The sequence below is a fragment of the Pseudomonas sp. NFACC04-2 genome (assembly GCF_900119265.1).
Classification (GTDB): domain Bacteria; phylum Pseudomonadota; class Gammaproteobacteria; order Pseudomonadales; family Pseudomonadaceae; genus Aquipseudomonas; species Aquipseudomonas fluorescens_AA.
The window spans coordinates 283516-308873 of record NZ_FPJC01000001.1; the positions used below are offsets into that span (position 1 = coordinate 283516).

A 25358-nucleotide genomic window follows, 5' to 3' on the forward strand; every position below is an offset into this window, starting at 1 on the left:
TACTTACCTAGAGAAATTGATTGGCAGCTCGCCAGTGATTCGAATTTCATAATCACGTGCGTTGGCGACCCTTCCCACTTCACGGAGCGCGCTCGTGGCTTGCTCATCAAAGGCAGCCCTATGACTGCTGGCATTAGCATCATAACGATCCGAGTACGCTTTTATCTTTCCGGAGAACTTGAGAGTACCTGATGCATATCGAGTAACGTCTCCGGTAATTTGAAGCGTAATGTTTCCAAGGTAGATCCGTGCGACGTTTGAGTCCTGGGCCGTGGAATAAGGCATCTTAAGATTGACGCTGGTAACTCCTACACCCGCCGTATTAATAATCGCCATCAAATCTGGAATTTTGCTTGGCGTAGGGCTGATACCAATTCTATCCAGCCGGACGCTGACAGGCTTGCCCTTCCCCAGAAGCCAATGACTAAACGCTTTGAAGGGAGTAAAGATCCCACCCGAGAATTCCTGCTCAATGGCCAACTGGTCCGTATTCTTGATCTTTGCCCCTTCCTTGATCCCGAGATTCCAGGCGTCAGCGGTGCTGAGTGTTGAATTCCTCAACATGACCAAATCGGCGCCGTGGGCGACTTTCAACTCACCTATGATAATGCCGTCCAATCCGTAGCGAATGGGACGGTTATTAACCATGGCTTTGAGATGACGCTGCAACATTTGAGGCCAGTGGCCTCTTACGTAAGCCGAGTTTCGCTCTTGAATCATTTTTCCAATCATCGCCATTGGCGCAGGGTTTGGAAGACCTCTACCACTTCCACGTGAGGTTCCGAAATCATCTGGGTAAACAAATGTCGGGGGTAATTCGGTATTCATCCGGGTACTCGCCAAGTGAGTAATGGAACACTGCAGTTATGAATCCGCATCACACGATACGAAAAACTCATTCTGCGTATTTCCCATACCCTTGGTGCGGTACATATTTATTGCGTTGCTTCTGGCATCAGCGGTGAAATCATGTACGTGGACGGCGGCTTCAACACCACCGCCATAGGTAACCTCGAAGAGTAATCTTCACGCTGCAGCAAAAAAGCCGCTTGCCCTGGAAAGGCCAAGCGGCTTTTTTTATTGCCCACCACAAATCCCTGTGGGAGCGAGCTTGCTCGCGATGGCGGTGGGTTAGCTGGATTGATGTTGAATGGACCGCCGCCTTCGCGAGCAAGCTCGCTCCCACAGTGGATCGGCGGTTGGCTTGCGCTAACTGCGAAGCGCCTGTTTCTGGGCATACATGGCCGCATCGGCCTCGGCCAACAGGTTGTCGATTGACGAATGCAGCCGGGGGTCGTATTCGATCTGGCCCACGCTGAAACGAATGTCATAGCCACGCTGCAACATCGCATTGCGCTCATCGAGGATTTCCTTGAGGCGCGCCATGATCGCCGAGGTCTCGACATAGGAAGAGCCGGTGAGCAGCGCCACGAACTCATCACCGCCCAGGCGACCGATCACATCACTTTCGCGAAAGGCGATACGCAACACATCAGCGAAGGTTTTCAGCGCGCTGTCACCCTCGGCATGCCCATAGCGATCGTTGATTGGCTTGAAGTCGTTGAGGTCGAAGAACAGCAGCGTTGCCGGTCGCGACAAGCGATCACACACATTCAACGCATGCTGGGCCAACGTCCTGAAGCCGCGCCGATTGGACAACAGCGTCAACTCGTCCATGCTCGCCATCTGCACCGCAACCATTTCCTGCTCGGCCATGCGCGCCAAGTCGCGCAGCAGTTCGCGCTCTTCGTCATTGAGCTGACGCGGCTTGGTGTCGAGCAGGCACAGCGTGCCAAGCTTGCTGCCATCCTCCAACCCCAGCGGATGCCCGGCGTAGAAACGAATGCCAGGCGTGTCCGTGACCAACGGATTGTCGTGAAACCGCTCGTCCTGCTCCGCGTCGCAGATTTCCAGGATCTGATCCTGCAAAATCGCATGCCCACAGAAGGAAACTTCCCGCGGGGTTTCGCTGGCATCCAGACCGGCATTGGACTTGAACCACTGCCGGTTGGCGTCCACCAGGGACACCAGGGCGATGGGCACGTCAAACAGACGCCGGGCAAGGCGAGTCAGGCGATCAAACCGTTCTTCGGGTGCGGTATCGAGCAGCTTGAGCGAATGCAGATTCTTGAGACGAACCGCTTCGTTGTCCGGTTTACCTGGCGCAAGCATCGGGAACTCCATGGGCGAGACTTCATGGAGTCTAGTTCAGGGCCACTGCCGTTCAAACCGAACGGCCAAATCAATCGGGCATTTGCCGGCCGGGGCTAATACACTGCTTTACAGATCCAAGACGAGGACGCTGACCGATGAAGCACGCCACCCATGACGCCGCCCCACGCTTCTGGCGCGACGCGGCCCTGCCCTTCATCGAAGCCCGGGCCATTGCCGATGGGCGCAAGGTCTGCTATTCACGCCACTCCCACGACCATTTTTCCATCGGCGCGATCACCGCCGGGCGCAGCACCTACGTTCATGAGCGGTCGAATTTCCAGGTGCAGAGCGGCACGGTGGTGCTGATGAACCCCGGCGATGTCCATGCATGCAACCCGATCGACGATGAGCCGTGGTCGTATGTCATGCTGTACGTCGATACCCTGTGGCTCAGGGATCTGCAACGTCGTATCGGTTTCGATGAAACCCTGGATTTCCAGAGCTTTTCCACGACCCACAGCCGTGATGTCGAGCTGTTTGCCGCGCTGCAAGGGTTATATGAGCAACTGGTGGATGAGCGGCTCGGCACCGACCGCAAGCGCAGCGCCGCCGAGGCGTTTTTCACTGACCTGCAACAACGGCTCAACCCTGCCGGCCGTCCGGACCGGGGCAGCCACCCGGGTTTGATGCGCGCGGCGCAGTTCATCCACGACCATTGCAGCGAAGCGTTGAAGCTCGAAGACATCTGCGCCGCGGCGCAACTCTCGCCGTCTTACCTGAGCCGCGCCTTCAAGCGTCATTACGGGATGACGCCCCATGCCTTTCTGGTCAACCGCCGAATCCAGTACGCCCGCCGCCAGCTACGCGAAGGCAAGCTGATCGCCGATGTGGCGCTGGACAGCGGGTTTGCCGACCAGGCGCATTTCCAGCGGGCCTTCAAGCAACACCTGGCGGCTACTCCGGGCCAGTATCGCGGTTGAACTTCTCCTGCGTTGTGGCGAGGGGATTTATCCCCGTTGGGCTGCGAAGCAGCCCCAAAAACCAGGCACCGCACTGCAACAGGTGAACCGCGTTGGCCGGTTTACGACTGCTGCGCAGCCGAGCGGGGATAAATCCCCTCGCCACAACGGTCTTCCAACCGAAACCGTGGGCTCGACTCAAGGCAACACCAAATACACCGCACTGGCCACCAACAACACCGCCATCGCCCGGTTGAACAGGCGCATGGTCGCCGGGTTGCCCAGCCAGGTGCGCAGGAAACTCCCAGCGTAAGCCCAGCAGCCCACCGAGACGTAACAGATCACTAGGTAGATAGCCGCGAACTGCCACACCAGCCGTGCCTCGCCATCGGCCACGAACGCGCCCATCCCCGCGACGCAAGCCAGCCAGGCCTTGGGATTGAGCCATTGCATCAGCGCGCCGTAGAACATCGACGGGGCCCGGTCCTCGTCCTTGGCGCCCAGGCGGCCATTGTCCATCGCCAGTTTCCAGGCCATGAACAACAGGAACGCCACACCGCCCAGTTGCACCACCCGTGTGAGCCCAGGCCAGCGTTGCAGCACTTCATGCAACCCAAGCCCCATCAACACCAATAAAAGGACAAAACCCAGGGTCGCGCCGGCCACGTGGCGCAAGGTCGCTCGAAACCCGTACCGGGCTCCGGAACTGAGGGCCACAATGTTGACCGGCCCAGGCGTAATGGAGGCGACCAAGGCAAACGCCGCCATGGAAAGCATCAGACTCATCGCAAACCTTCTTCATATCTGTGAGGTGGCCATCAAGGTAAGTCGCCCGTTATCGCAGGTATTGAAGAAAACTGCCTCATGAGGGGATCCACGGTGAGCCCCCCCCTCGAAACAAATCCTGCGCCGACAAAAAAGCCGCGACGCCTGGATCAGGCATCGCGGCTTTTTTTGCCCAATCAGCGGTCGTTCTTGATCGACGAACTGGTCGCGTTGCTCAGGCCTTTGGTGTTGTGGGTACCCGGAGTAGCCGTGGAAATCGCGGAAGCCTTGGTCAAGCCACGAGTATCGCGGTCCTTGGCGATGCCCGACGTGAGCGAAGCCTTGCTGGTTCGGTCGGTGCGGGTGGTTCCGATGTGTTTGCCGCTCACGCCATGATCGCGCGTAGCAGTGCCGACATGGTCGCTATCCAGGCCCTTGCCGAGGCCGCTGGATTCGCCGGATTTGCCACTGCCCTTGCCGCCACCGTTACCGCCGCCATTGCCACCGCCACCACCATGACCACCACCATTGCCACCGCCGGCGGCGTAGCTCGCACCAATGGGCGACAGGTCGGCGGGCAGCAAGGCCGAGGCACCCAGCATCAGGGCGCAGACAGCAACGGCAATCAGGGATTTCTTATGTTTGGTCATGATGTCTCCGAAAGACAAAAACAGCGGTTGAACCTTTAAGACTCAAAGGTTCAAATTTTGTTCATGAGCATCCGACCAACTGCGCGGAAAATTCACTGTCGATTTTCCGGTGGAGTCGTCCCGGGCACGGTTCTATGCTCTGCCCATGAACCTACAAGACTCGCTGCTCCCGCCCCACGCCGAGATGGTCCGTGCCATGCTCGAACGAGACACCGCCTACGAGGGGGTGTTCTTCACTGCGGTCAAGACCACCGGCATTTTCTGTCGCCCCAGTTGCACCGCGCGCAAGCCGAAACCGGAGAACGTGGAGTTCTTCGCCCACGCCGACGAAGCCATGTCGGCTGGCTACCGCGCCTGCCTGCGCTGCAAGCCGCTGGACGCCGCCGCCATCGCCCCGGACTGGATCCAGGCCCTGCTCAAAGCGGTGGACGCCGAACCCGACCTGCGCTGGACCGATGCCCTGCTGCTGGAGCAAGGCATCGAACCGCTGAAACTGCGGCGCTGGTTCAAGCAGCATTTCGGCATGACATTTCACGCCTACCTGCGCACCCGCCGCCTGGGCATCGCCCTGGGCGGCATCAAGGACGGCACTTCCATCGACAATGCTGCGTTCGATTCAGGTTATGAGTCGTTGAGCGGTTTTCGGGACGCGTTCGTCAAATCCTTCCACATCACACCGGGCCGCGCCGCCCTCAGTGCCCCCCTGTTGTTCACCCGCCTGACCACGCCACTGGGGCCGATGCTGGCCATGGCCGAACGGCGGGGCCTGGTGCTGCTGGAATTCCTTGATCGCCCGGCCCTGACCAAGGAGCTGGAAGAGCTGCAGCAACGCTATGGCTACACGGTCGCTCCGGGGCACAATGCTCACCTGCAACAGATCGAAACCGAACTGGCCGACTATTTCGCCGGCAAGCTCACGACGTTCAATGTCCCGCTGCACATGCCCGGCAGCGCCTTCGCCGTGCGGGTCTGGGCTGAGTTGCAAAAAATCCCCTACGGCGAAACCCGCAGCTACGGCGGCATCGCCACGGCCCTGGGCAGCCCTGGTGCCAGCCGCGCCGTGGGCCTGGCCAACGGGCAGAATCGCCTGGCCATCGTCATTCCCTGCCACCGGGTGATCGGTGCCGATGGCTCGTTGACCGGTTATGGTGGCGGCCAGCCGCGCAAGGCGTTTCTGTTGCGGCTGGAAAAAGCCGCGGTACAGGTTTCACTGCCCCTTGCGTTTTGAGCGCTCCGGAGAACGAACACTTGATGCCTGTGCCCTATCACGACGCCAGTGCCTTCCTGGCCAACCTCGACGAAGACTGGCGACGGCATGTCGCGACGATCGGCCCTTGCCTGCTGCAGCCCAAGCCGGCCCGCGACCCCTATGAAGCCCTGGTGCGGGCGATCGCCTACCAGCAACTGCACGCCAAGGCCGGCGATGCGATTTTGGGCCGGTTGCTGGCGCTGTTCCCGGCGCAGACATTCCCAACCCCCATGCAAATCCTGGCGACCGACGTTGCTCAATTGCGCGGTTGTGGGTTTTCCGCCAGCAAGATCGCGACCATCCAGGGCATCGCCCAAGCGGCCCTGGACGGGGTGGTGCCGGATTACGCCACGGCGCGGGCGATGAAGGACGAAGCGTTGATCGAGCGCCTGATCAGCCTGCGCGGCGTCGGGCGCTGGACCGTGGAAATGCTGCTGATCTACAGCCTGGAACGGCCAGACATCCTGCCGGCCGATGATTTTGGGGTGCGTGAGGGCTATCGACGACTCAAGGGACTGGCGCATCAACCCAACCGCAAGCAGATGGTCGAGATCGGCCTGGCCTGGAGCCCTTATCGGACGGTGGCGGCGTGGTATTTGTGGCGAGTGCCGAAATGATGTTGGCTGCACCGACGCCTTCGCGAGCAAGCCCGCTCCCACACTGACCGAGAGTGGGCAGAAGATCTATGACCGACACAGATCCCTGTGGGAGCGGGCTTGCTCGCGAAGGCGGTCGCATGGTCACCCTCAATTCAACTGTCAAGACACAGATTGTCTAGGCTGTACTGAGTCATTTCCAATCCCACTGGAGGTTCCCATGCAGCTTGAAGGATCCTGCCACTGCGGCGCCGTGTCGTTCAGCCTGGCCTGTGCCCACCCCTACCCTTATCAACGCTGCTACTGCTCGATCTGTCGCAAGACCCAGGGCGGCGGCGGTTATGCGATCAACCTGGGGGGCGATGCCCGAAGCCTGAAGGTGCGCGGTCGCAAGCACATCTCGGTCTACCACGCACGGCTCAAGGACGAAGGCGATAAACGCGCCCACCGCAGCAGTGCCGAACGGCATTTCTGTTCCCTGTGCGGTTCGGGGTTGTGGCTGTTCAGCCCCGAATGGCCGGAACTGGTGCACCCGTTTGCCTCAGCCATCGATACACCGCTGCCGGTACCGCCGGAGCACACCCATTTGATGCTCGGTTCCAAGGCGCCGTGGGTGGAGGTCGAGGCGCATAAGAGCGATCAGCAGTTCGATGTCTATCCCGAGGAGTCCATTGCCCAGTGGCACGAACGCCTGGGGCTGGTCACTTAGAGATGCAGTGCTGCATAAGGCCCCATCGCGAGCAAGCTCGCTCCCACATTGGACTTGGGAAGTTCACAAATCCCCTGTGGGAGCGAGCTTGCTCGGGATGACGTCAGTACCGACACCTCTGCACTATCGAGCCGGCACACCACTGTGGAACCGGAATTCCACATCCGGCGATTGGATCAGTTCCCGCTCGGCCTCACGGACCTTGTCGATCACCTGGGCAATGTCCTTGGCGTCGCCGTATTGGTAGGCCAGCTTCAGGTAACCCTGGAAATGCCGGGCCTCACTCTTGAGCAAGCCGAAATAGAACTTGCCCAGCTCCTCGTCCAGGTGCGGCACCAAAGCTTCGAAGCGCTCGCAACTGCGGGCTTCGATGAAGGCACCGACCACCAGGGTGTCCACCAGCTTGACCGGTTCGTGACTGCGCACCACCTTGCGCAGCCCCGAGGCATAACGCCCGGCGGAGAGCTGGCGCAAGCCGATCTTGCGTTTCTTCATCAGGCGCATGACCTGCTCGTGATGCACCAGCTCTTCCCGAGCCAGGCGCGACATCAGGTTGATCAGGTCGACGTGGGAATGGTATTTGGCGATCAGGCTCAGGGCGGTGCTGGCCGCCTTGAATTCGCAATTCTTGTGGTCGATCAGCAACGTTTCCTGGTCGGCCAGCGCAGCCTGGACCCAGGCATCGGGGGTGCGGCAACCAAGGAATTCGTGGATTTCGGGAAGATTCATGGGGCTCACGGGCAAAGGTAGTCGAGCGAAGGGCGCCGATTATACCGGCCTGCCTCCAGACCACCAGCCACCGCCATTGATATGCATCAAGTCGACGACTCACCCACAGCAACTAGACTGCCCCACAACAACTATAGTTGAGCTACGCCAGCCTTTTCATTGCAGGAGAACGCCGATCATGCAAGCCATTCGCAGCATCCTGGTGGTCATTGAGCCCGAACATTCGGAAAGCCTGGCGCTCAAGCGCGCCAAACTGATCGCCGGGGTGACCCAGGCCCACCTGCACCTGCTGGTGTGCGACAAGAAGCACGACCATGCCGGCATGCTCAGCGTGCTGAAAGCCGCGCTGCTGGCGGACGGCTACAGCGGCACCACCGAACAGGCCTGGAACGAAAGCCTCTACGAAACCATCATCGACGTGCAGCAGGCAGAAGGTTGCGGGCTGGTGATCAAACAGCACTTTCCCGACAGCCCGCTGAAAAAGGCCCTGCTGACCCCGGCGGACTGGAAACTGCTACGCCATTGCCCAACCCCGGTGCTGCTGGTGAAAACCGCCGGTTCCTGGAAAGACAAGGTGATCCTGGCCGCCGTCGACGTTGGCAATGCCGACGGCGAACACCGCCACCTGCACTCCACCATCATCGACCATGGCTACGACATCGCGCTCCTCGCCAAGGCGCACCTGCATGTGATCAGCGCCCATCCCTCGCCGATGCTCTCGTCCGCCGACCCGACGTTCCAGCTCAAGGAAACCATCGAGGCCCGCTATCGCGAACAATGCCGGGCGTTCCAGGCCGAGTTCGACATCGACGACCAACACCTGCACATCGAAGAAGGTCCGGCGGATGTCCTGATTCCGTACATGGCGCGCAAGCTGCAGGCGGCGGTGACTGTGATCGGCACCGTGGCACGTTCGGGGTTGTCCGGGGTGCTGATCGGCAACACCGCCGAGGCGGTGCTCGATACGCTGGAAAGCGACATTCTGGTGCTCAAGCCCCAGGAGGTCGAGGACCATCTGGTAGAGTTGGCGGTCAAGGAATAAACAAGCCGTGGCGAGGGGTTTTATCCCCTCGCCACAAAAGCTCCCGGGCACAAAAGCGCCTTTGCGCAAATGGCCAAGGGGTCAGCCGCCGATCGCATCCTTCAGGAACCCCGGCGCGATGTAACGCTGGTAATGGGCTTCGGACAGAAGGAAAAACTCCCGATCAATGGCATCGCGCAAGTCCGGCAGTTCCCAATCGCGAAACTCCGGCATCAGCACCATGCCATAGGCTTCCAGGTTGTTGATTACCCGCGCGCCCCGGGCGATCAACTGGTAGGCCCAGCAATATTCCGACTGGTTCGGCACAAAACGGATCTTGCGCGATTCCAGTTGCTGGCGCAGCAAACCGGGGTCGAAAACCTCCAACTTGGCCTCCATCACCTGCACCAACAGTTGTTCGAGCCGCATCCACACCGCACGCTTTTCGTCCTCGTTGTAGCCGTTCCAGTGAATCACTTCATGGTGGAACCGCTTGCAGCCACGGCACACCAGGTCACCGTAGACAGTGGAGCAAAGGCCGACGCAGGGGGTCTTGATGAGCTGGTTGGGCATAAGGAAAAACACACGCAAAAGCAGAACAGGCTGGCATGTTAGCCCTTTGTCTAAGATTGATCACCCCTCAAACTTGAGCGCCCAACTTACCTTTAATTTTTTTTTCCCGTAGAATCAGCCAGCCTTTTAAGGCGCCAATGTCCGTTAGAAGCTGTTTTCAAAGCGTCACGAGCACAGTCGTTCCTTCAGAGCGGTGTTGGCGAGGGGTCTTTCCAGCGGGGAAAGCCCAACGCCAACCCTCATCAGCTCCCGTTCTGCAGGCGTAAAACTTTGAAAGCAGCTTCTGTGAGGAACGTGCGGAAACTCTGGCGTGATGGCTCAAAAAGCCGTCGACGCGCATGAGTACCGTGGGTTCCTGGATGAGCGTCCCGGACACCCATTTGGGACCACTGATGAGGGTAATAACTGTGCTTGAAGCCTACCGCAAACATATCGAAGAGCGTGCAGCCCTGGGTATCGTTCCCCAGCCGCTTAACGCCGAACAAACCGCAGGCCTGATCGAGCTGCTGAAAAATCCTCCGGCTGGCGAAGAAGCTTTCCTCGTTGACCTGATCACCAATCGCGTTCCGCCTGGAGTCGACGAAGCCGCCTACGTCAAAGCCGGTTTCCTGTCTGCCCTGGCTAAGGGCGAAGCCCAATCCCCTCTGCTGGACAAGAAGCGCGCCGTTGAACTGCTCGGCACCATGCAGGGCGGCTACAACATCGTGACCCTGGTGGAGCTGCTGGACGACGCCGAGCTGGCGCCAGTCGCGGCCGAAGAACTCAAGCACACCCTGCTGATGTTCGATGCCTTCCACGACGTGGCTGAAAAAGCCAAGAACGGCAATGTCCACGCCAAAGCCGTGCTGCAATCCTGGGCTGATGGCGAGTGGTTCAAGAAGCGCCCGGTGCTGGCCGACAAGATCAGCCTGCGCGTATTCAAGGTCACCGGCGAAACCAACACCGACGACCTGTCCCCTGCCCCGGACGCCTGGTCCCGCCCGGACATTCCGCTGCACGCCCTGGCCATGCTGAAAATGGCCCGTGACGGCATCGTTCCGGACGAGCAAGGCAAGACCGGCCCGATGAAGCAGATCGAAGAGATGCGCGGCCAAGGCTTCCCGATCGCCTATGTCGGTGACGTGGTCGGTACCGGTTCGTCGCGTAAATCGGCAACCAACTCGGTGCTGTGGTTCTTCGGCGACGACGTTCCTTTTGTTCCGAACAAGCGCGCCGGCGGTTTCTGCTTCGGCAGCAAGATCGCACCGATTTTCTACAACACCATGGAAGACGCCGGCGCCCTGCCGATCGAATTCGATGTGTCCAACATGCACATGGGCGACGTGATCGACCTGTACCCGCATGCTGGCAAAGTCTGCAAGCACGGCACCGATGAAGTCCTGACCACCTTCGAAATGAAGACCCCGGTCCTGTTGGACGAAGTCCGTGCCGGCGGTCGTATCCCGCTGATCATCGGCCGTGGCCTGACCGAGAAGGCACGCGCCGAACTGGGTCTGCCAGCGTTCGACCTGTTCAAGAAGCCTGAGGCCCCCGCTGAAAGCACCAAGGGTTTCACCCTGGCGCAGAAGATGGTCGGCAAGGCGTGCGGTCTGGCGGAAGGCCAAGGCGTACGCCCGGGTACCTACTGCGAACCGAAGATGACCACCGTGGGTTCCCAGGACACCACCGGTCCAATGACCCGTGACGAACTGAAAGACCTGGCGTGCCTGGGCTTCTCGGCTGACCTGGTGATGCAGTCCTTCTGCCACACCGCGGCCTATCCGAAGCCGATCGACGTCACCACCCACCACACCCTGCCTGACTTCATCATGACCCGCGGCGGCGTTTCCCTGCGTCCAGGCGACGGCATCATCCACTCGTGGCTGAACCGCATGCTGCTGCCAGACACCGTGGGTACCGGTGGTGACTCGCACACCCGGTTCCCGATGGGCATCTCGTTCCCGGCCGGTTCCGGCCTGGTCGCGTTCGCCGCTGCCACCGGCGTCATGCCGCTGGACATGCCGGAATCGATCCTGGTGCGCTTCAAAGGCAAAATGAAACCTGGCATCACCCTGCGTGACCTGGTTCATGCCATTCCGTACTTCGCTATCCAGAAGGGCCTGTTGACCGTCGAGAAGAAAGGCAAGAAAAACGCCTTCTCCGGCCGCATCCTGGAAATCGAAGGCCTGGAAGGCTTGACCCTGGAACAGGCTTTCGAATTGTCCGACGCCTCGGCCGAGCGTTCGGCTGCCGGTTGCACCATCAAGCTGTCGAAAGAGTCGATCACCGAGTACCTGCAATCGAACATCACCCTGCTGCGCTGGATGATCGGCGAAGGCTACGGTGATGCACGTACCCTGGAACGTCGCGCCCAAGCGATGGAAGCCTGGATCGCCAACCCGCAACTGATGGAAGCCGATGCCGACGCCGAATACGCCGAAGTCATCGAAATCGATCTGGCGGACATCAACGAGCCTGTGCTCTGCGCGCCGAACGATCCGGACGACGCCCGTCTGTTGTCCAGCGTTGCTGGCGAGAAGATCGACGAAGTGTTCATCGGTTCGTGCATGACCAACATCGGTCACTTCCGCGCTGCCGGTAAACTGCTGGAGCAGGTCAAGGGGCAACTGCCAACTCGTCTGTGGCTGTCGCCGCCGACCAAGATGGACGCCCACCAGCTCACCGAAGAAGGCTACTACGGCATCTACGGCAAGGCCGGTGCACGGATGGAAATGCCAGGCTGCTCGCTGTGCATGGGTAACCAGGCACGCGTCGAGCCGAACTCCACCGTGGTGTCGACTTCGACTCGTAACTTCCCGAACCGTCTGGGTGACGGCGCGAACGTCTACCTGGCTTCGGCCGAACTGGCGTCCGTGGCTTCGATCCTGGGTCGCCTGCCGACGGTCGAGGAGTACATGGAATACGCCGGCAAGATCGATAGCATGGCAGCGGACGTATACCGCTACCTGAGCTTCGACCAGATCGCCGAGTTCCGTGAAGCGGCTGCAAATGCCAACATCCCGGTCGTTCAAGCGTAAAGCTTAAAACGCCCAACTAAAAACGCCGCCCTTCTTGCGAGGGGCGGCGTTTTTTTATGCCTGTCATTTCGATGCCGGCCGAACCACCGCTATCGCGAGCAAGCTCGCTCCCACAGGGGAGTTGTGGTGGATGTAAGTTCTGTGAACACCCGAGACCAATGTGGGAGCGAGCTTGCTCGCGATGACGGCGGCACATCCAATATCAATGCAAACTGACCCACCGCTATCGCGAGCAAGCCCGCTCCCACAAGGGGATGGTCAAGCCATCAGGGAGTAGACCAACGCCGTAATCGCCACCAAACCCACCAACACAACGAAGACGTTGGATGCCTGGCCGCGATAGCGTGCCATGGCCGGGACTTTGCGGATGGCATACATCGGCATCAGGAACAGGATGGCTGCGATGACCGGGCCGCCCAGGGTTTCGATCATGCCCAGGATGCTCGGGTTGAGGGTGGCGACGATCCAGCACACCACCAGCATGAACGCTGCGGTAAGGCGGTCCAGGGTCTTGGGTGCCGGACGGCGGCCGCTCTTGACGATCAGGCCCTTGAGACCTTCGCTGGCGCCGATGTAGTGCCCCAGGAACGATTTGGAAATGGCGACAAACGCAATCAACGGCGCGGCAAAGGCGATGGTCGGGTTGCTGAAATGGTTAGCCAGGTACGACAGGATCGACAGGTTCTGCGCCTTGGCCTCGGCCAATTGCGCCGGGGTCAGGGTCAGCACGCAACTGAACACGAAGAACAGCACCATCACCACCATCAGCACATGGGCGCGCGACAGGATCTGCGAACTGCGCGCCTCGGCGTTGCCACCGTAGCGACGCTTCTGGTCCACCGCAAACGCCGAGATGATCGGCGAGTGGTTGAACGAGAACACCATCACCGGGATCGCCAGCCACAAGGTATGCAACAACGCCGAAGGTTCCGGCGGCGTCGACGCCGTGCTCAGGATACCGCCGCTCCAGTGGGGAATCAGGAACACCGCCAGAAACAGCAGCGCCACGATGAATGGGTAGACCATCAGGCTCATGGCCTTGACGATCGCCTGCTCGCCGCAACGGACCACCGCCAGCAGGCCGAGGATCAGCACCAGGGACAGCACGGCCCGAGGGGGCGGCTGGATATGCAACTGATGCTCCAGGAAGCTGCCCACCGTATTGGTCAGCGCCACGCTGTAGATCAGCAGGATCGGGAAAATGGCAAAGAAGTACAAAAGCGTGATCAGTGCACCGGCCTTGAGGCCGAAATGCTCTTCCACCACCTCGGTGATGTCCGCGCCGTCGCGACCGGACAACACGAAGCGGGTCAGGCCCCGGTGGGCGTAGAACGTCATGGGGAATGCCAGCAATGCCAGGATCAGCAGCGGCCAAAAGCCACCCAGGCCCGCATTGATGGGTAAGAACAGAGTGCCTGCACCGATGGCGGTGCCAAACAGACCCAGCATCCAGGTGGTGTCCTGGCGACTCCATTGGCTGAGGGTGGTTGGGACTGTCGTTTCAAAGCGCTCTTCGACGCTATTGGCCTGATCATTCATCCGGTCGGATCTCCGCTTTCCGGTCACATGCACCCGGCCGGGACGAGTCGGAAAACCCCGACAGGCAGCGCCCTGGCCGAAACAGGGGCGCGATTGTCCGGGATTCACGAGCAGAAGCAAAGACTTAGCTGAGGAGCGGTTGTGCGGATCAGATTGCCGCAGTGGACATTGTCCCTGTATTTCCCTGCATTCCCTGCACTCCCTGCGGGAGCGAGCTTGCTCGCGATGGCGCCGGTCTGTTCACATCGATGCAAGCTGATCCACCTCTATCGCGAGCAAGCTCGCTCCCACCATTGGATCGGAATACCACCAGCGAGACAGCCCGGCTGTCAGGCCCCCCACACAAAAGCTCCCCTGCAATCGAAATGCACATAAAAAGCCAAGCCCCCCTGCCCCCGGCTCCTACAATCAGGTTGAATACCCGCAATCGATCCAGCGCCCACAGGAGCCCAGCATGACCGCAACCGTTCTGGTACTGGTTGAAACCGTCAATGAATACCTGCCGATACTCGAGCGGCAGGGTTACCACCTGGAATTGGCGCCCACGCCGGCCGAACGCAAGACAGCGATTTTCGAACACGGTGAACGCTTCAGCGCAGTACTGACCCGCGGCCCTCTGGGTTTGACGGCGGAAGAAATCGGCGCCCTGCCCAACCTGCAAATCATCTGCGTGATCGGTGCCGGTTACGAGCAGGTGGACCTGCAGGCCGCACGCCAACGGGGCATCGTGGTCACCAACGGCGCTGGGGTCAACGCCTCGTCGGTGGCCGACCATGCCATGGCGCTGTTGCTGGCGTTGGTGCGCGACATCCCTCGGGCCGATGCGAGTGTGCGCCGTGGCGAGTGGGCCAAGGTCATGCGCCCTTCCCTGGCCGGCAAGCGCTTGGGCGTGCTGGGCCTGGGCGCGGTGGGCATGGCCATCGCCCAGCGCGCCGCCCTCGGCTTCGACATGAGCGTCAGTTACCACAATCGCCGGGTGCGCAACGACGTGCCCTACACCTTCTGCGCCACGCCCACGGAACTGGCCCGGGCCTCGGACTTCCTGATCGTCGCCACGCCCGGCGGCCTGGATACCCGGCAGTTGATCAACAAACAGGCTCTCGACGCCCTGGGGCCCCATGGTTTCCTGGTGAACATCGCCCGCGCCAGTGTGGTCGCCACCGCCGACCTGATCAGCGCCCTGGAACAGCGACGGATCGCCGGCGCGGCCCTGGACGTGTTCGATCACGAACCCGAAGTGCCGGACGCGCTGAAAAACCTGCCCAACGTCGTACTGACGCCCCATGTGGCCGGCCTTTCGCCGGAAGCGACGCGTGGCACGGTGGAGTTGGTGGGCCAGAACCTGAACGCGTTCTTTGCCGGAAAACCGGTGTTGACGCCGGTGCCGCTACCCGACGCGCAGCTTTAAAGCACCCCCAGCAGGGTCCACAACCGCCGGGATTCGGCATCGGCACTGATCAGCTCACCCAGCAGCTCGCTCAGCGGCTTGTTGCCCCACTCCACGCCACGCCGGATCAGATAGGGCACCGGGCTATGGGGCTCGGTACGGGCCAGGTAACCGGCGATCACCAGCAGCTGTCGGTAGGCTTCTTCACGATTGGCCGGCTCCTGGAAGACCTGGGCAGCCGCCTGTGGCTGGGGCGTCGACGTCGGCGCCGGAGACGTTTGCACCGGCACGACGGTGGGTTGCTGTGGGTGCATCGCGATGAACTCCTCTACCAGTGTCAGCAACGCCTGAATCACGTCCTGCAGGGATTTGTAGCCCGGGGCCAGGTTACCCAGGTAAGCGTCGCTCCAGGCTTCGAGCCGTTGCAGGTGCTGCAGGCTCAACATCAGGCTGCCCTGGCGATGCAACCAGAACGACAAGGGGGTGCTGCGAATCAGTTCGCTGAGCTTTTTTTGGTCGCTGCGCGCCGCTTCCGCCGACGCTTTGGCGTTCTTGCTGTCGTTGCCCAATACTTGCTGACGTTGCAAGCGTTGCCAGTCGTCCAGGCAGAAACTGGCAAACACAGGGTCCCGGCCATCGAGCAATGGCACCCGCGTCAGCAACACTTCGCTGTAGCGACGGGCCAGCCACTCCAACGGAATCACTCGCCACGACTGGTCGCCTTCATCGGCCTGGGGATGCAACTGCTCCGGATAGCGCTCACACAACCCCGCCACCAACGCCAGGCTGCCCGGCAACCCCTCCAGCCCAGCCCTATGCAACCAGGCCTCCCCCAGCCAGGCACTGATCATCAAGTCCTTGCTGCGTTCCAGCAGCAGCGTGGTCGCGAGCCGTTCCAGATCCGGCCACAGGGCGCGCTTGATCGAAGACTGCCACACACCAGTGGGCAAGCTGGTGTCGTCCTCCCGGCGCAGTTCGCGCAGTTGGTCGTATTCCGGCTCGTAGCGCAGGTCGGGGCCACAGGGCGACTCGGCGCTGATCGGCTCGAGCAACTGAGTGACCAACTCGGGCAAAGGTGATATCGGCACGCTCACAGGCCCTCCTCACGGGTGGCAATGGCGGGGTTTGATGAAGTCGCCGTGAAAGGTGAACGGGGGGCCCGCGTCGGCAGCGGCGGGATCGACAACGGCAGCTTGGAGCCCTGGCTCATCAACGAAAGGCGCACGAACATCAGTGTCTGTTCCGCCGTGCGGGCCTGGGTCTGGGCAGTGACCGGCAGTTGCAGGGCCAGGGGAAAATCGGTGTAGTCGACATTCGGCTGGCGCTGGGCCGACCCCAGCGCGTGCATCAGGCGCAGCAATGACCACGGCCCCTGGTACTCCCAGCCGGCCTCCAGGTCGCGCACCACCAGGTTCGGTTGCAACGGATCGTTGGCCGGACGCTGGTAGCCGTTGCGGGCCCAGCGCAAGGTCAGGCGCACGGGCTGGCCGACCATCCACCGCAGGTTCTGCTGGCCGCCGCCGGGGTAGCTGATCTGTTGGTTGCCGGCGTCCAGGCTCCAGGCGATCACCTGGTCAGCGCCGCGCTCTTCATCACGATCGGTCCGCCAGCGCACGTCCATCTCCACCCCCAGAATGCCACTCTTGTCGCGCACGAACAGCGGCCCGAGCCAGGTGCCGGCCTGTTTCAAACGGTTGAGAAAATCCTCGGCCGCCAGGCGGTCCGGCGTCTGGCTCAACACCAGCCCGGCCTGGGCCAGGGGCAGGCGTGTGTCGATCAGCTCCAGCAGGTGCCGGACCCGCGCCGGGTCGGCATCGCTGGCTCGCACATCCTGGGCGAACGGAAAGCGCCCTGCCAAGTATTGATTGAAATAGTTGGCCAAGTCATTCCAGGCGGTCGCCGCCTGGTTCTGTTGCAGGTACAGGCACCGTTGCAGGGCGCCCTGCTGCAATGCGACCGTGCGCTGGGCCAGGTCACCGCGTCCGCTGGGCAGGCTGGAGGTCTGCAAGATCTGCGCACAGGACGTGGTGTCCATGGCAATGAAGTCCCGGCTCACCAATTGCTCCAATTGGGCCGCCGAGCTGGCCGGGTTCTGATTCTTGTACTTGAGCAATTCATCGTTGAGGGCCATGAAGCGCGCCACCTGGTCGTGCTCCAGGGCCGACAGATTGTCCTGCTGGACGATCAGCCATTCCAGGGCGGGCATTCGCTGTTCGGCGACCTGCAGCATCACGCCGAATTGCTGGCTCAGGCTCAGCTTCAAGTCTTGTGGATCGCTGGCACCGTACAGTTGCAAGCCGAAATTCTTCGAACCGTCCCAGCGCTGGACATCGGCCCGCTGGCTGAACAGCGGCTGGGCATCGATTTCGTCCAGGCCACTCTTGATCTGCGCCAATGCCCGCCGATTGAGCAGACGCTGGAAACGGATCGCCAGGTCGCCGCGGTGCACATCCATGAAGGCTTTCTGCAGCGCCACGGCCTGGGCCGTTTGCACATTGAAACCCATGCCGGGCAACGACGCGTCGCTTTCATCCAGGCTCAACCACATGGCCCGTGCGGCCGCGCCTTCGGCGGCCTGCATCAGCGCGTCACGGTAATCCGGCGGAATGCGCGGCAGTTCTTCGCTGGCATAGCTCTTGTAGCTGGCGAAGTAGTTCAGGGCAACGCTGAAATCATCACTGCCATCGCCCTGGCCCATCGCATCGGGGTTGCTGTCCGACGGATCCTTCTGCATGGCCAACGCCACGAAATCACGTTTGAACAGCGCCTGCACCGCACCGTCCAGCGCCGTGACATGATCCTGCAAGACCAGCAGCCCGCTGCCCTGTTGCACCAGCAGGTTGTCCCGGGAGCCGGTCTGAACGATCCACTGGTCTCGAAAACTCTGCTGCAACTTCGCCGCCTGGCTCTGAAGGTCCTGCTCGATATCCGGCCCCAGCAAGGCGCTGTGACTGACCTTGTCCAGCATCTGGCTGTAGCCGGGTACCAGGTCCTGGCCCTTGCCTCGGCCCCAGGCCGAATTGGTCAGGCTGACCAGCGTCTGCAAATCGTCGATCAGCGCCATCAGGTCTTCGAGTTCGCTCAAGGAATTGCCGCTGCCGGCCTCCAGCTGTTGCAAGTGCAGCTTGAGGTAACCGGCCTGGCGCACAAAGTTGTCTGCCAGGAAGTAATGGTCCAGCCAGCGCTGCATCAGGCCAGTGAAGTTATCGGAGATCACCGGGCGCGCGGCGTTCAGGTCCAGTCCTTTCAAATCGCTGTTCTGGGCATCGAACAGCACCCGGTTGTAGAAATGTGCGCGGCTCAAGGTGCCGGTGTTGAGTCCCAGGGACAACGCGGTATTGCTCAGTTGCACCAGTTCGTCCAGCGGCGCCTTGGGGTCGTTCACCACCTGGCTGAACATCTGGTTGTGCTGCTCCAGGCGTACCGCCAGGTCCACCAGTGCCTTGGCCTTCACGTAACTCTGCCATTGCGCCGGGTCTTCACTCTCGACGTTGCCCCGTCGCTCGGTGTTGCGGATGGACTTGAGTTGCTCCAGGTCTGCGTTCAACAGATCCCGCAATGGCAAGATCCAATGATGCCGAGCGGTCAGGCGCAACCCATTCTCCAGTTGCGTGTCCACCGAAGAGAACCACGAGGTGGGAAAGACCACCGAGACGAAGCGCCAGCGCGGGGCTTTTTCCAACACGTTCCAGTAGTTCTGCACGTTGTGCCGGGTCGGCTCCAGTTGCGGTTCGTCGGGGTCGACCACGAGGTGATTCTTATGGGCGCTGAGGATCAACCGCGACAACCCCTCGGCTTGCTCCACCGAATCGTGCCAGACCCAGACCATGCTCCCCAGCCAGACCAGGCCCACCACCAACGCCACCGCCGCGGCCAACCGATGCCCACGCTGGCGCAAACGCAACAGCCGTGGCATAGGCTGGGCGAGGCCACGTTCGGCCACCAACCGCCGCGACCACAATTGCCGGGCGAACACGGTTTGCCGCTGTGCGCTGTCGGCGGCGGTCAACCCGTCGCCGCTGGCGGCCGGCGCCTGGCTGGCGGTGAAATACACCCCGCGAAAACGCGGCGCTTCGCCTTGGGCGTTGCCTTGGAACACCGGCTCCAGCAGGATCTGCAACGCCCGCCGCAAACCTTCGAAACGCTCCGGCAAGCCATAGAGGTCGGTGCCCAGTTGCCCCGACAGCGCACCGATCTCGATGATCGACTGCGACAGCGCGGCGTTGACCTGGTCCAGGGCCTGATCACTCCATTGCGACTGCCACGCCGCATCCGGCAAATACGGCGACGACCAGCCCAGCATTGACTCCCGCGCCTCGGCGGGCAGCGCACTGACCAGTTCCTGGAACCCGGGCAGTTCTTCCATTCCGGTCATCACCACGTACACCGGCAGGCTGAGGCCGAAGCGCTGCAGAAGGTCGATGAAGCAGCGCCGGACCTTGAGGCTCAGCGCGGTGGTGTGCTCGATGTCATCGAGGGTGCTGAATGGCACGGTCCAGATCACCGCATCCAATGGTCGCTTGTTGCGCAAGCGCAACATCAGCCCGAGCAGGCGCCACCAGTTGCCCCGTTGCCGGTTCATGCCTTCATCGGGCAGGAACAACGCCTGGGGCACCACCAGCACCGCGCCTTCGGCATCGCAAAACCAGCGCCCGAACCAGGCCGCCTTGTCGGTCGGTTGCAAGCGCCACTGGGCGCATAATTGGGCACCGTCGGCTTCGTTGCCGAGCATCATCAGCCAGGGCATCTGATAGCGGTCTCGGGTGCCCTGCTCCTGTTCCATGTGGCGCACCGCCCCATAGAAACTGCGGATCGCCGCCCCGCCCTGGGTCCGCAGCCACCAGATCAGGGCCGCGATCAACAGCACCACGACGATGGCGATCAACACCAGTGCAACGATGCTCAGGGTGCTCATGAATCCTGCTCCTGAACCACCGCCGACTCGTTCAGTTGCAACACCGGCTCGAGCTCCAAACGGATGTCACGCCAGAACACCTGCCCCAAGCCGGTCAGCAACAACACCATCGCCAGGATCGCCAGCCCCAGGCGCAAACCGTCCGGCAACGACTGCTGCACCGGCATGCGCACTGGCGGCGCTGTCGCAGCCAACGCCAGGCGCTGGCTGACGTCGACGTAATCAGGATCGTATTGCCAGGCGAAGGTGAACAGCGCCGCGCGCCACTTGGCCTGCTGGACCTGGCCGGGCTCGCCCCGCAATCGCCCCTGGAACCCCAAGATCAGGCACTGCAAGTAGACGTTCGCCAGGTCCCGGGTACCGGGCATCTGCTCGTCCAGCAATTTCTTGATCGCCGCCGGCAAGCGCTCGCCGGCTTGGCGACTGGCATACATGCGTGATTCGAGGGGGTGCTGCTGCCAGGCCAGCTGTCCGGGCCAAGGGCTGAACAGCAGGGTTTCGTCCACCAGCGCGACGAAGGCATAGACCAGCGCCTTGACCTGTTCGGTGGCCGCATCGCCGACGGTGGCGAAGGCCACCCGCCACAGGCGTTGGGCGCTACGCCCGGAAAACTCCACCACCCGGTTGACCAATACCGCGGGGTCGCTGTCCTTGGGCAAGTCTTGCCATTCCTGGGACCACTTCAGCCAGGCTTGGCGAAAAGCGCTGCTCAGCGGCGCCTCATGCAGACTCCGAACCGCCCCGCCACTTCCGTCAGGCATACGACTCCCCTTTTGCGATCAGGCACTTTCACTGGCTTGCGCCACGAACAACACCACCTGCCACGGACCGCTGGCCTGGGCCGATGCCGGCGCCACGATGTGCAGCGGCAATTGCCCGTCGAACCACTGCCCGCTCGCGGCCACCACGAACAAACGGGTGTCGTCGCCGACGCTGTAGGCCACCTGCTCGTTGCGGCTCATGGCTTGGTGGGTCAAACCACTCATGCGTTGTCGGCTCAGCAGCGGGACGTGCCGCGCCGACGCGATGATCGCCCCGCGCAACCAGTCAGACGCCGCCTGCTCGCTGGCACCATTGGGCATGCGCAGGCCGATCACCAGGCGTTGATCCGGCTGGTCGTCCGGCAACTGGATCGAGAAGACCTGCTCGTTGCGCTCGAAGGCCAGGCTGCGATAGCCGGCACGGACCAGCTCCAGGGTGTTTTCCAGCCAATCCAGCAACGGCTCGTAGCCACGCTGCAATTCAAGAAAATCCAACGGTGCGAAGGCCGGAACGCCCGCCAGCGGATCAAGGGCCGACCAGCTCCCGGCCAGCCCCAGCAACAAACCGTAGAGTGCCTGGGGCGTCGCCACCCGGGTGTTCAGCGCCCCTTCGACTTCCGGCAAGCGCGCCCACAAGGCGGTCAATTGCCGGCGAATCTCCACAGCATCGTCCTGGTTGCCGGCCGCCTGGGCCTGACGCAAGCGACCGGCGAGGAACAGGCACTTTTCCCGGGCCCGGGCACACACCCCGGCGACCCGACGACCGAGAACCGATTCCGGCAACAGGACCGGCGTTGGTGGTGTGTAGGGCACGCGCCAGAAGCCACCGCCCTCCTTGCGGATGCGCAGCAGCGGCAGGCAGATCGAATCGGCCTTGCTCAGTTGCGTGCACAACCTCGGGTTGGGTCGCCAGACCGTGATCGATTCGGGAAACTCACCGCTGGTGAGATCCGGCAACGCCTCGCCGACCACCGATTGCAAACGGCCCTTGAGCGGCAGCAGTTGCCCGGCGCGCCACAGTGGGCTGACGGCCAGGTACACGGTCACGGTGGCGTCGGTGGTTTTGTCAATGGCCTCGGTGATGTCCAACTCCAGGGTCGGCCCGACGCCGGCCTGCAGGTTGACCGGCAAGCCGTCTGGCAAGGTTCCTTGCAGTTGCAGCAGCCGTACCTGGCCGGCGCTGAGGGCCGACGGGTCGACGTCCAACTGGCTGACGCCCCAGAACCAAGGGTTGCAGGCCCCGGCGAAATGCGCGGCCAAGGCCTCGGCACGTAGCCCCTGCAATTGAAAATGCTGGGGCAGCAATTGCATGCCCTCATGCCAGCACACCGCGTCAGGTAACAGACTCATACGACTCCCTTCGACATCCCAATGGCACCGCCCATGGCGGCCCGCGGTTTACTCAAGGTTGACTGTCATCACGCTGGCCATCGTTGACGAGGGTCATCTCGCGACTGTCGAACTTCAGCCAGGCCTTGCGCTGATCGTCCAGCCGAAGCCGGTGGGCTCCGGGAGTGTTATAGCTGGCGAAGACCAAAAGTCCAGCGGCACGCCGGCCCTCCAATGGGAAGGGTTGGCGGTCGATGAATTGCCCCGGGACCAGCTCCAGCCCCCATACCGACATGAGTTGACGATAGTCGCGCTGGAACTGTTCGCGCTCGGCGAACCATTGGCTGGCGGTGATGCCCGACAGCTGCTTGAGCAGGTCCGGGTCGTTCACGGCGATGAAATCCACCGCGATCGGGGTGTCGTCATTGGCCCGGGGCGCGACGTCCAAGGTCAGGCTGTCCAGGTCGACACTGGGGGCAAAGAGCGAGCAACCGGTGAGTGCCAGGCTCAAAAAAAATCCATAAAAAAAACCACGCAAAATGAATCTTCCTTTTCTCAGCGGTCAAAAATTGTTTTTGCTTGCTTTTTTATAGACCTGTTCTAGCGTCTTGGATAGTTCGACCCACACGGTTGAATGGACCAGGTTCGTCAAGGGAATGACAGGTTTTCTGCCCCCATTTGCAACCTGCGGATCAGCAAGGGAATGCGATGAGCGGGACTCCCGATGCATTGCTCCCACACATGCATCGGAGTCGGCCGCCATGGCAGAAAGTACCCAGCACAAGCTCGACAGAGTCCGTCCTCCCCGCGTCCAGATCACCTACGACGTGGAAATCGGCAACGCCATCGAGAAAAAGGAATTGCCACTGGTGGTCGGCATTCTGGCCGACCTCTCGGGCAAGCCCTTGAACCCGCTGCCCAAGCTCAATGAGCGGCGCTTCACGGAAATCGATCGGGACAATTTCAACGAGGTGCTCGCCTCCATCTCCCCCCGCGCCACGCTGCAGGTGAACAACACCCTCAGCGGCGACGACAGCAAGCTCAACATCGAGCTCAACTTCCGGCACATCGACGACTTCGACCCGGTCAATGTCGTGGAGCAGGTCACGCCGTTGCGTCGGTTGTTCGAGGCGCGCCAGCGCCTGCGGGATCTGTTGACCAAGCTCGACGGCAACGATGATCTGGACAAATTGCTGCGTGACGTGATCGCCAACACCGAGGGCTTGCAGGAGATCAAGTCGGCCCGGCCCCAGGACGCGACGCAGGAGCTGCCGACCGTCGCCGCCAACGATGACCCTGCCCCGGCCGAACCACAGGCCTGATCGCGCGCATCATTCAAGGGAGATAACGCCATGCCCGCTTCATCCAGCGCTCAAACCAGCGAGAGCACGACCCAGACCCTGTCCCTGCTGGACAAGATCATCGCCGAAGGCCGCATGGCCCACGACGACAGCCAGCAAGACTACGCCCGCGACATGCTGGCCGAATTCGCCACCCAGGTCCTCGACGAAGGCATGGCCATCGACAAGGACACGGTGGCGATGATCAACGACCGCATCAGCCAGATCGACGAGTTGATCAGCGCCCAGCTCAACGAAGTGCTGCACCACCCCGACCTGCAGAAACTAGAAGCCTCCTGGCGCGGCCTGCACTTGCTGGTGCAAAACACCGAAACCAGCACCCGGCTGAAATTACGCCTGCTCAACGTCACTCAGAAAGAACTGCAGAACGACCTGGAAAAGGCCGTCGAATTCGACCAGAGCGCGCTGTTCAAGAAAATCTACGAGGAAGAATACGGCACCTTCGGCGGGCATCCGTTCAGCCTGCTGGTGGGTGACTACACCTTTGGCCGACATCCGCAGGACATCGGCCTGCTGGAAAAACTCTCGAACGTCGCCGCCGCCGCGCACGCCCCGTTCATTGCCGCTGCCAGCCCGCGGTTGTTCGACATGACCAGCTTCACCGAACTGGCGATCCCCCGGGACCTGTCGAAGATTTTCGAGAGCCAGGAGCTGATCAAGTGGCGCGCCTTCCGGGAAAGCGAAGACTCGCGCTACGTGTCCCTGGTGTTGCCGCACTTCCTGCTGCGCCTGCCCTATGGCCCGGACACGCTGCCGGTGGAAGGCATCAACTACGTCGAAGATGTCAACGGCACCGACCACAGCAAGTACCTGTGGGGCAATGCCGCCTGGACGCTGGCGCAACGCATCACCGAAGCCTTCGCCAAATATGGCTGGTGCGCGGCGATTCGCGGGGCCGAGGGCGGTGGCGCGGTCGAAGGCCTGCCAGCCCATACCTTCCGCACCAGCTCCGGGGACCTGTCGCTCAAATGCCCGACCGAAGTGGCGATCACCGACCGCCGTGAAAAAGAACTCAACGACCTGGGCTTCATCTCCCTGTGCCACAAGAAAAACAGCGACGTGGCAGTGTTCTTCGGCGGCCAGACCACCAACAAGGCCAAGGTCTACAACACCAACGAGGCCAACGCCAACGCGCGCATCTCGGCGATGTTGCCGTATGTCCTCGCGGCTTCGCGTTTTGCCCATTACCTGAAGGTGATCATGCGCGACAAGGTCGGCAGTTTCATGACCCGCGACAATGTGCAGACCTACCTCAACAACTGGATCGCCGACTACGTGCTGATCAACGACAACGCGCCGCAAGAGATCAAGGCGCAGTACCCATTGCGCGAGGCCCGGGTGGACGTGACGGAGGTGGCCGGCAAGCCCGGCGCCTACAAGGCCACGGTGTTCCTGCGGCCGCACTTCCAACTGGAGGAGTTGACCGCCTCGATCCGCCTGGTGGCGACCCTGCCGCCGCCGGTAGCTGCCTGACCGCTGCGTGGCTATGTGGCTATGTGGCTATGTGGCTATGTGGCTATGTGGCGAGGGAGCTTGCTCCCGCTGGGGCGCGAAGCGGCCCTGTTTTTAGGACTGCTGCGCAGCCCAGCGGGAGCAAGCTCCCTCGCCACAGGTTCAGCGTTCGTCTTTAACGGATCGGTATCG

At 61.6% G+C, this 25358-nt stretch carries 21 protein-coding genes and 1 pseudogene; 10 read left to right on the forward strand and 12 right to left on the reverse strand.

What is annotated here, in order from left to right:
* Positions 1–3: 3 nt before the first annotated feature.
* Positions 4–828 carry a lipid II-degrading bacteriocin gene (locus tag BT125_RS01230; RefSeq protein ID WP_072404577.1) on the reverse strand — a complete coding sequence of 275 codons (825 nt, stop codon included), beginning with the start codon at positions 826–828 and terminating at the stop codon, positions 4–6.
* 114 nt (positions 829–942) lie between these two features.
* Between BT125_RS01230 and BT125_RS29880 the strand changes: the two are divergent.
* A pseudogene (locus BT125_RS29880) lies at positions 943–1023 on the forward strand (enoyl-ACP reductase); the annotation flags it as partial.
* A gap of 186 nt (positions 1024–1209) precedes the next feature.
* On the opposite strand, the gene BT125_RS01235 reads toward BT125_RS29880, so the two are convergent.
* Entirely contained in the window at positions 1210–2172 is a 963-nt protein-coding gene (locus BT125_RS01235) for a GGDEF domain-containing protein (protein WP_072404579.1), read from the reverse strand.
* A 137-nt stretch (positions 2173–2309) separates the two neighbouring features.
* On the opposite strand from BT125_RS01235, the gene BT125_RS01240 reads away from it, so the two are divergent.
* Positions 2310–3134 carry a helix-turn-helix transcriptional regulator gene (locus tag BT125_RS01240; protein WP_072404581.1) on the forward strand — a complete coding sequence of 275 codons (825 nt, stop codon included), beginning with the start codon at positions 2310–2312 and terminating at the stop codon, positions 3132–3134.
* Between the two features lie 177 nt (positions 3135–3311).
* Here BT125_RS01240 and BT125_RS01245 read toward each other — a convergent pair whose 3' ends face one another.
* Positions 3312–3899: a LysE family translocator gene (locus BT125_RS01245; protein WP_072404583.1), complete on the reverse strand. Its 588-nt coding sequence runs from the start codon at positions 3897–3899 to the stop codon at positions 3312–3314.
* A gap of 176 nt (positions 3900–4075) precedes the next feature.
* Positions 4076–4528, reverse strand: coding sequence for a hypothetical protein (locus tag BT125_RS29535; RefSeq protein WP_177344969.1), 453 nt, complete (start codon positions 4526–4528; stop codon positions 4076–4078).
* Positions 4529–4673: 145 nt separating this feature from the next.
* On the opposite strand from BT125_RS29535, the gene BT125_RS01255 reads away from it, so the two are divergent.
* The 3 genes from BT125_RS01255 to BT125_RS01265 all read left to right on the forward strand — a co-directional run bounded on the left by BT125_RS01255 (position 4674) and on the right by BT125_RS01265 (position 7082).
* Positions 4674–5756: a bifunctional transcriptional activator/DNA repair enzyme AdaA gene (locus BT125_RS01255; protein ID WP_072404588.1), complete on the forward strand. Its 1083-nt coding sequence runs from the start codon at positions 4674–4676 to the stop codon at positions 5754–5756.
* Positions 5757–5779: 23 nt separating this feature from the next.
* Entirely contained in the window at positions 5780–6394 is a 615-nt protein-coding gene (locus BT125_RS01260) for a DNA-3-methyladenine glycosylase family protein (RefSeq protein ID WP_072404590.1), read from the forward strand.
* 199 nt (positions 6395–6593) lie between these two features.
* Positions 6594–7082 (forward strand): GFA family protein, encoded by a 489-nt coding sequence (locus tag BT125_RS01265; RefSeq protein WP_072404592.1) that lies wholly within the window; start codon positions 6594–6596, stop codon positions 7080–7082.
* A gap of 123 nt (positions 7083–7205) precedes the next feature.
* On the opposite strand, the gene BT125_RS01270 is transcribed toward BT125_RS01265, so the two are convergent.
* Positions 7206–7811, reverse strand: coding sequence for a MiaE family protein (locus BT125_RS01270; protein WP_072404593.1), 606 nt, complete (start codon positions 7809–7811; stop codon positions 7206–7208).
* Positions 7812–7989: 178 nt separating this feature from the next.
* Between BT125_RS01270 and BT125_RS01275 the strand changes: the two genes are divergently transcribed.
* Positions 7990–8853 (forward strand): universal stress protein, encoded by an 864-nt coding sequence (locus tag BT125_RS01275; protein ID WP_072404595.1) that lies wholly within the window; start codon positions 7990–7992, stop codon positions 8851–8853.
* Between the two features lie 81 nt (positions 8854–8934).
* On the opposite strand, the gene BT125_RS01280 is transcribed toward BT125_RS01275, so the two are convergent.
* Positions 8935–9405 (reverse strand): DUF1289 domain-containing protein, encoded by a 471-nt coding sequence (locus BT125_RS01280; protein ID WP_072404597.1) that lies wholly within the window; start codon positions 9403–9405, stop codon positions 8935–8937.
* 407 nt (positions 9406–9812) lie between these two features.
* Between BT125_RS01280 and acnB the strand changes: the two genes are divergently transcribed.
* Entirely contained in the window at positions 9813–12422 is a 2610-nt protein-coding gene (gene acnB, locus BT125_RS01285; RefSeq protein ID WP_072404599.1) for a bifunctional aconitate hydratase 2/2-methylisocitrate dehydratase, read from the forward strand.
* Between the two features lie 258 nt (positions 12423–12680).
* On the opposite strand, the gene BT125_RS01290 is transcribed toward acnB, so the two are convergent.
* Positions 12681–13961, reverse strand: coding sequence for a serine/threonine transporter (locus BT125_RS01290; RefSeq protein WP_072404601.1), 1281 nt, complete (start codon positions 13959–13961; stop codon positions 12681–12683).
* 454 nt (positions 13962–14415) lie between these two features.
* Here BT125_RS01290 and BT125_RS01295 point away from each other — a divergent pair, with 454 nt between their 5' ends.
* Positions 14416–15369: a 2-hydroxyacid dehydrogenase gene (locus BT125_RS01295; RefSeq protein ID WP_072404603.1), complete on the forward strand. Its 954-nt coding sequence runs from the start codon at positions 14416–14418 to the stop codon at positions 15367–15369.
* On the opposite strand, the gene tssA is transcribed toward BT125_RS01295, so the two are convergent.
* From tssA to BT125_RS01320, 5 genes are read right to left on the reverse strand one after another with little or no spacing between them, the layout of a single operon-like run.
* Positions 15366–16442: a type VI secretion system protein TssA gene (gene tssA, locus BT125_RS01300; RefSeq protein ID WP_072404605.1), complete on the reverse strand. Its 1077-nt coding sequence runs from the start codon at positions 16440–16442 to the stop codon at positions 15366–15368. The genes BT125_RS01295 and tssA overlap by 4 nt on opposite strands.
* Positions 16439–20263, reverse strand: a complete 3825-nt coding sequence (locus BT125_RS01305) for a type VI secretion system protein (RefSeq protein WP_072404607.1) — start codon at positions 20261–20263, stop codon at positions 16439–16441. The genes tssA and BT125_RS01305 overlap by 4 nt, the downstream gene beginning before the upstream one ends.
* A complete protein-coding gene (locus BT125_RS01310; protein WP_072404609.1) occupies positions 20260–21024 on the reverse strand; it encodes a DotU family type IV/VI secretion system protein in 765 nt (254 codons plus the stop codon). The genes BT125_RS01305 and BT125_RS01310 overlap by 4 nt, the downstream gene beginning before the upstream one ends.
* A gap of 18 nt (positions 21025–21042) precedes the next feature.
* Positions 21043–22374, reverse strand: coding sequence for a type VI secretion system baseplate subunit TssK (tssK, locus tag BT125_RS01315; protein ID WP_072404611.1), 1332 nt, complete (start codon positions 22372–22374; stop codon positions 21043–21045).
* A 52-nt stretch (positions 22375–22426) separates the two neighbouring features.
* On the reverse strand, positions 22427–22891 hold the full coding sequence (locus BT125_RS01320; RefSeq protein ID WP_072404613.1) for a type VI secretion protein: 465 nt from the start codon (positions 22889–22891) through the stop codon (positions 22427–22429).
* Positions 22892–23114: 223 nt separating this feature from the next.
* On the opposite strand from BT125_RS01320, the gene tssB reads away from it, so the two are divergent.
* Both tssB and tssC read left to right on the forward strand, forming a co-directional pair.
* The gene (tssB, locus tag BT125_RS01330) at positions 23115–23675 is read left to right on the forward strand and encodes a type VI secretion system contractile sheath small subunit (RefSeq protein WP_072404618.1); all 561 of its coding nucleotides are present in this window, start codon (positions 23115–23117) and stop codon (positions 23673–23675) included.
* 30 nt (positions 23676–23705) lie between these two features.
* Positions 23706–25187 carry a type VI secretion system contractile sheath large subunit gene (tssC, locus tag BT125_RS01335; RefSeq protein ID WP_060741946.1) on the forward strand — a complete coding sequence of 494 codons (1482 nt, stop codon included), beginning with the start codon at positions 23706–23708 and terminating at the stop codon, positions 25185–25187.
* Positions 25188–25358 lie beyond the last annotated feature (171 nt).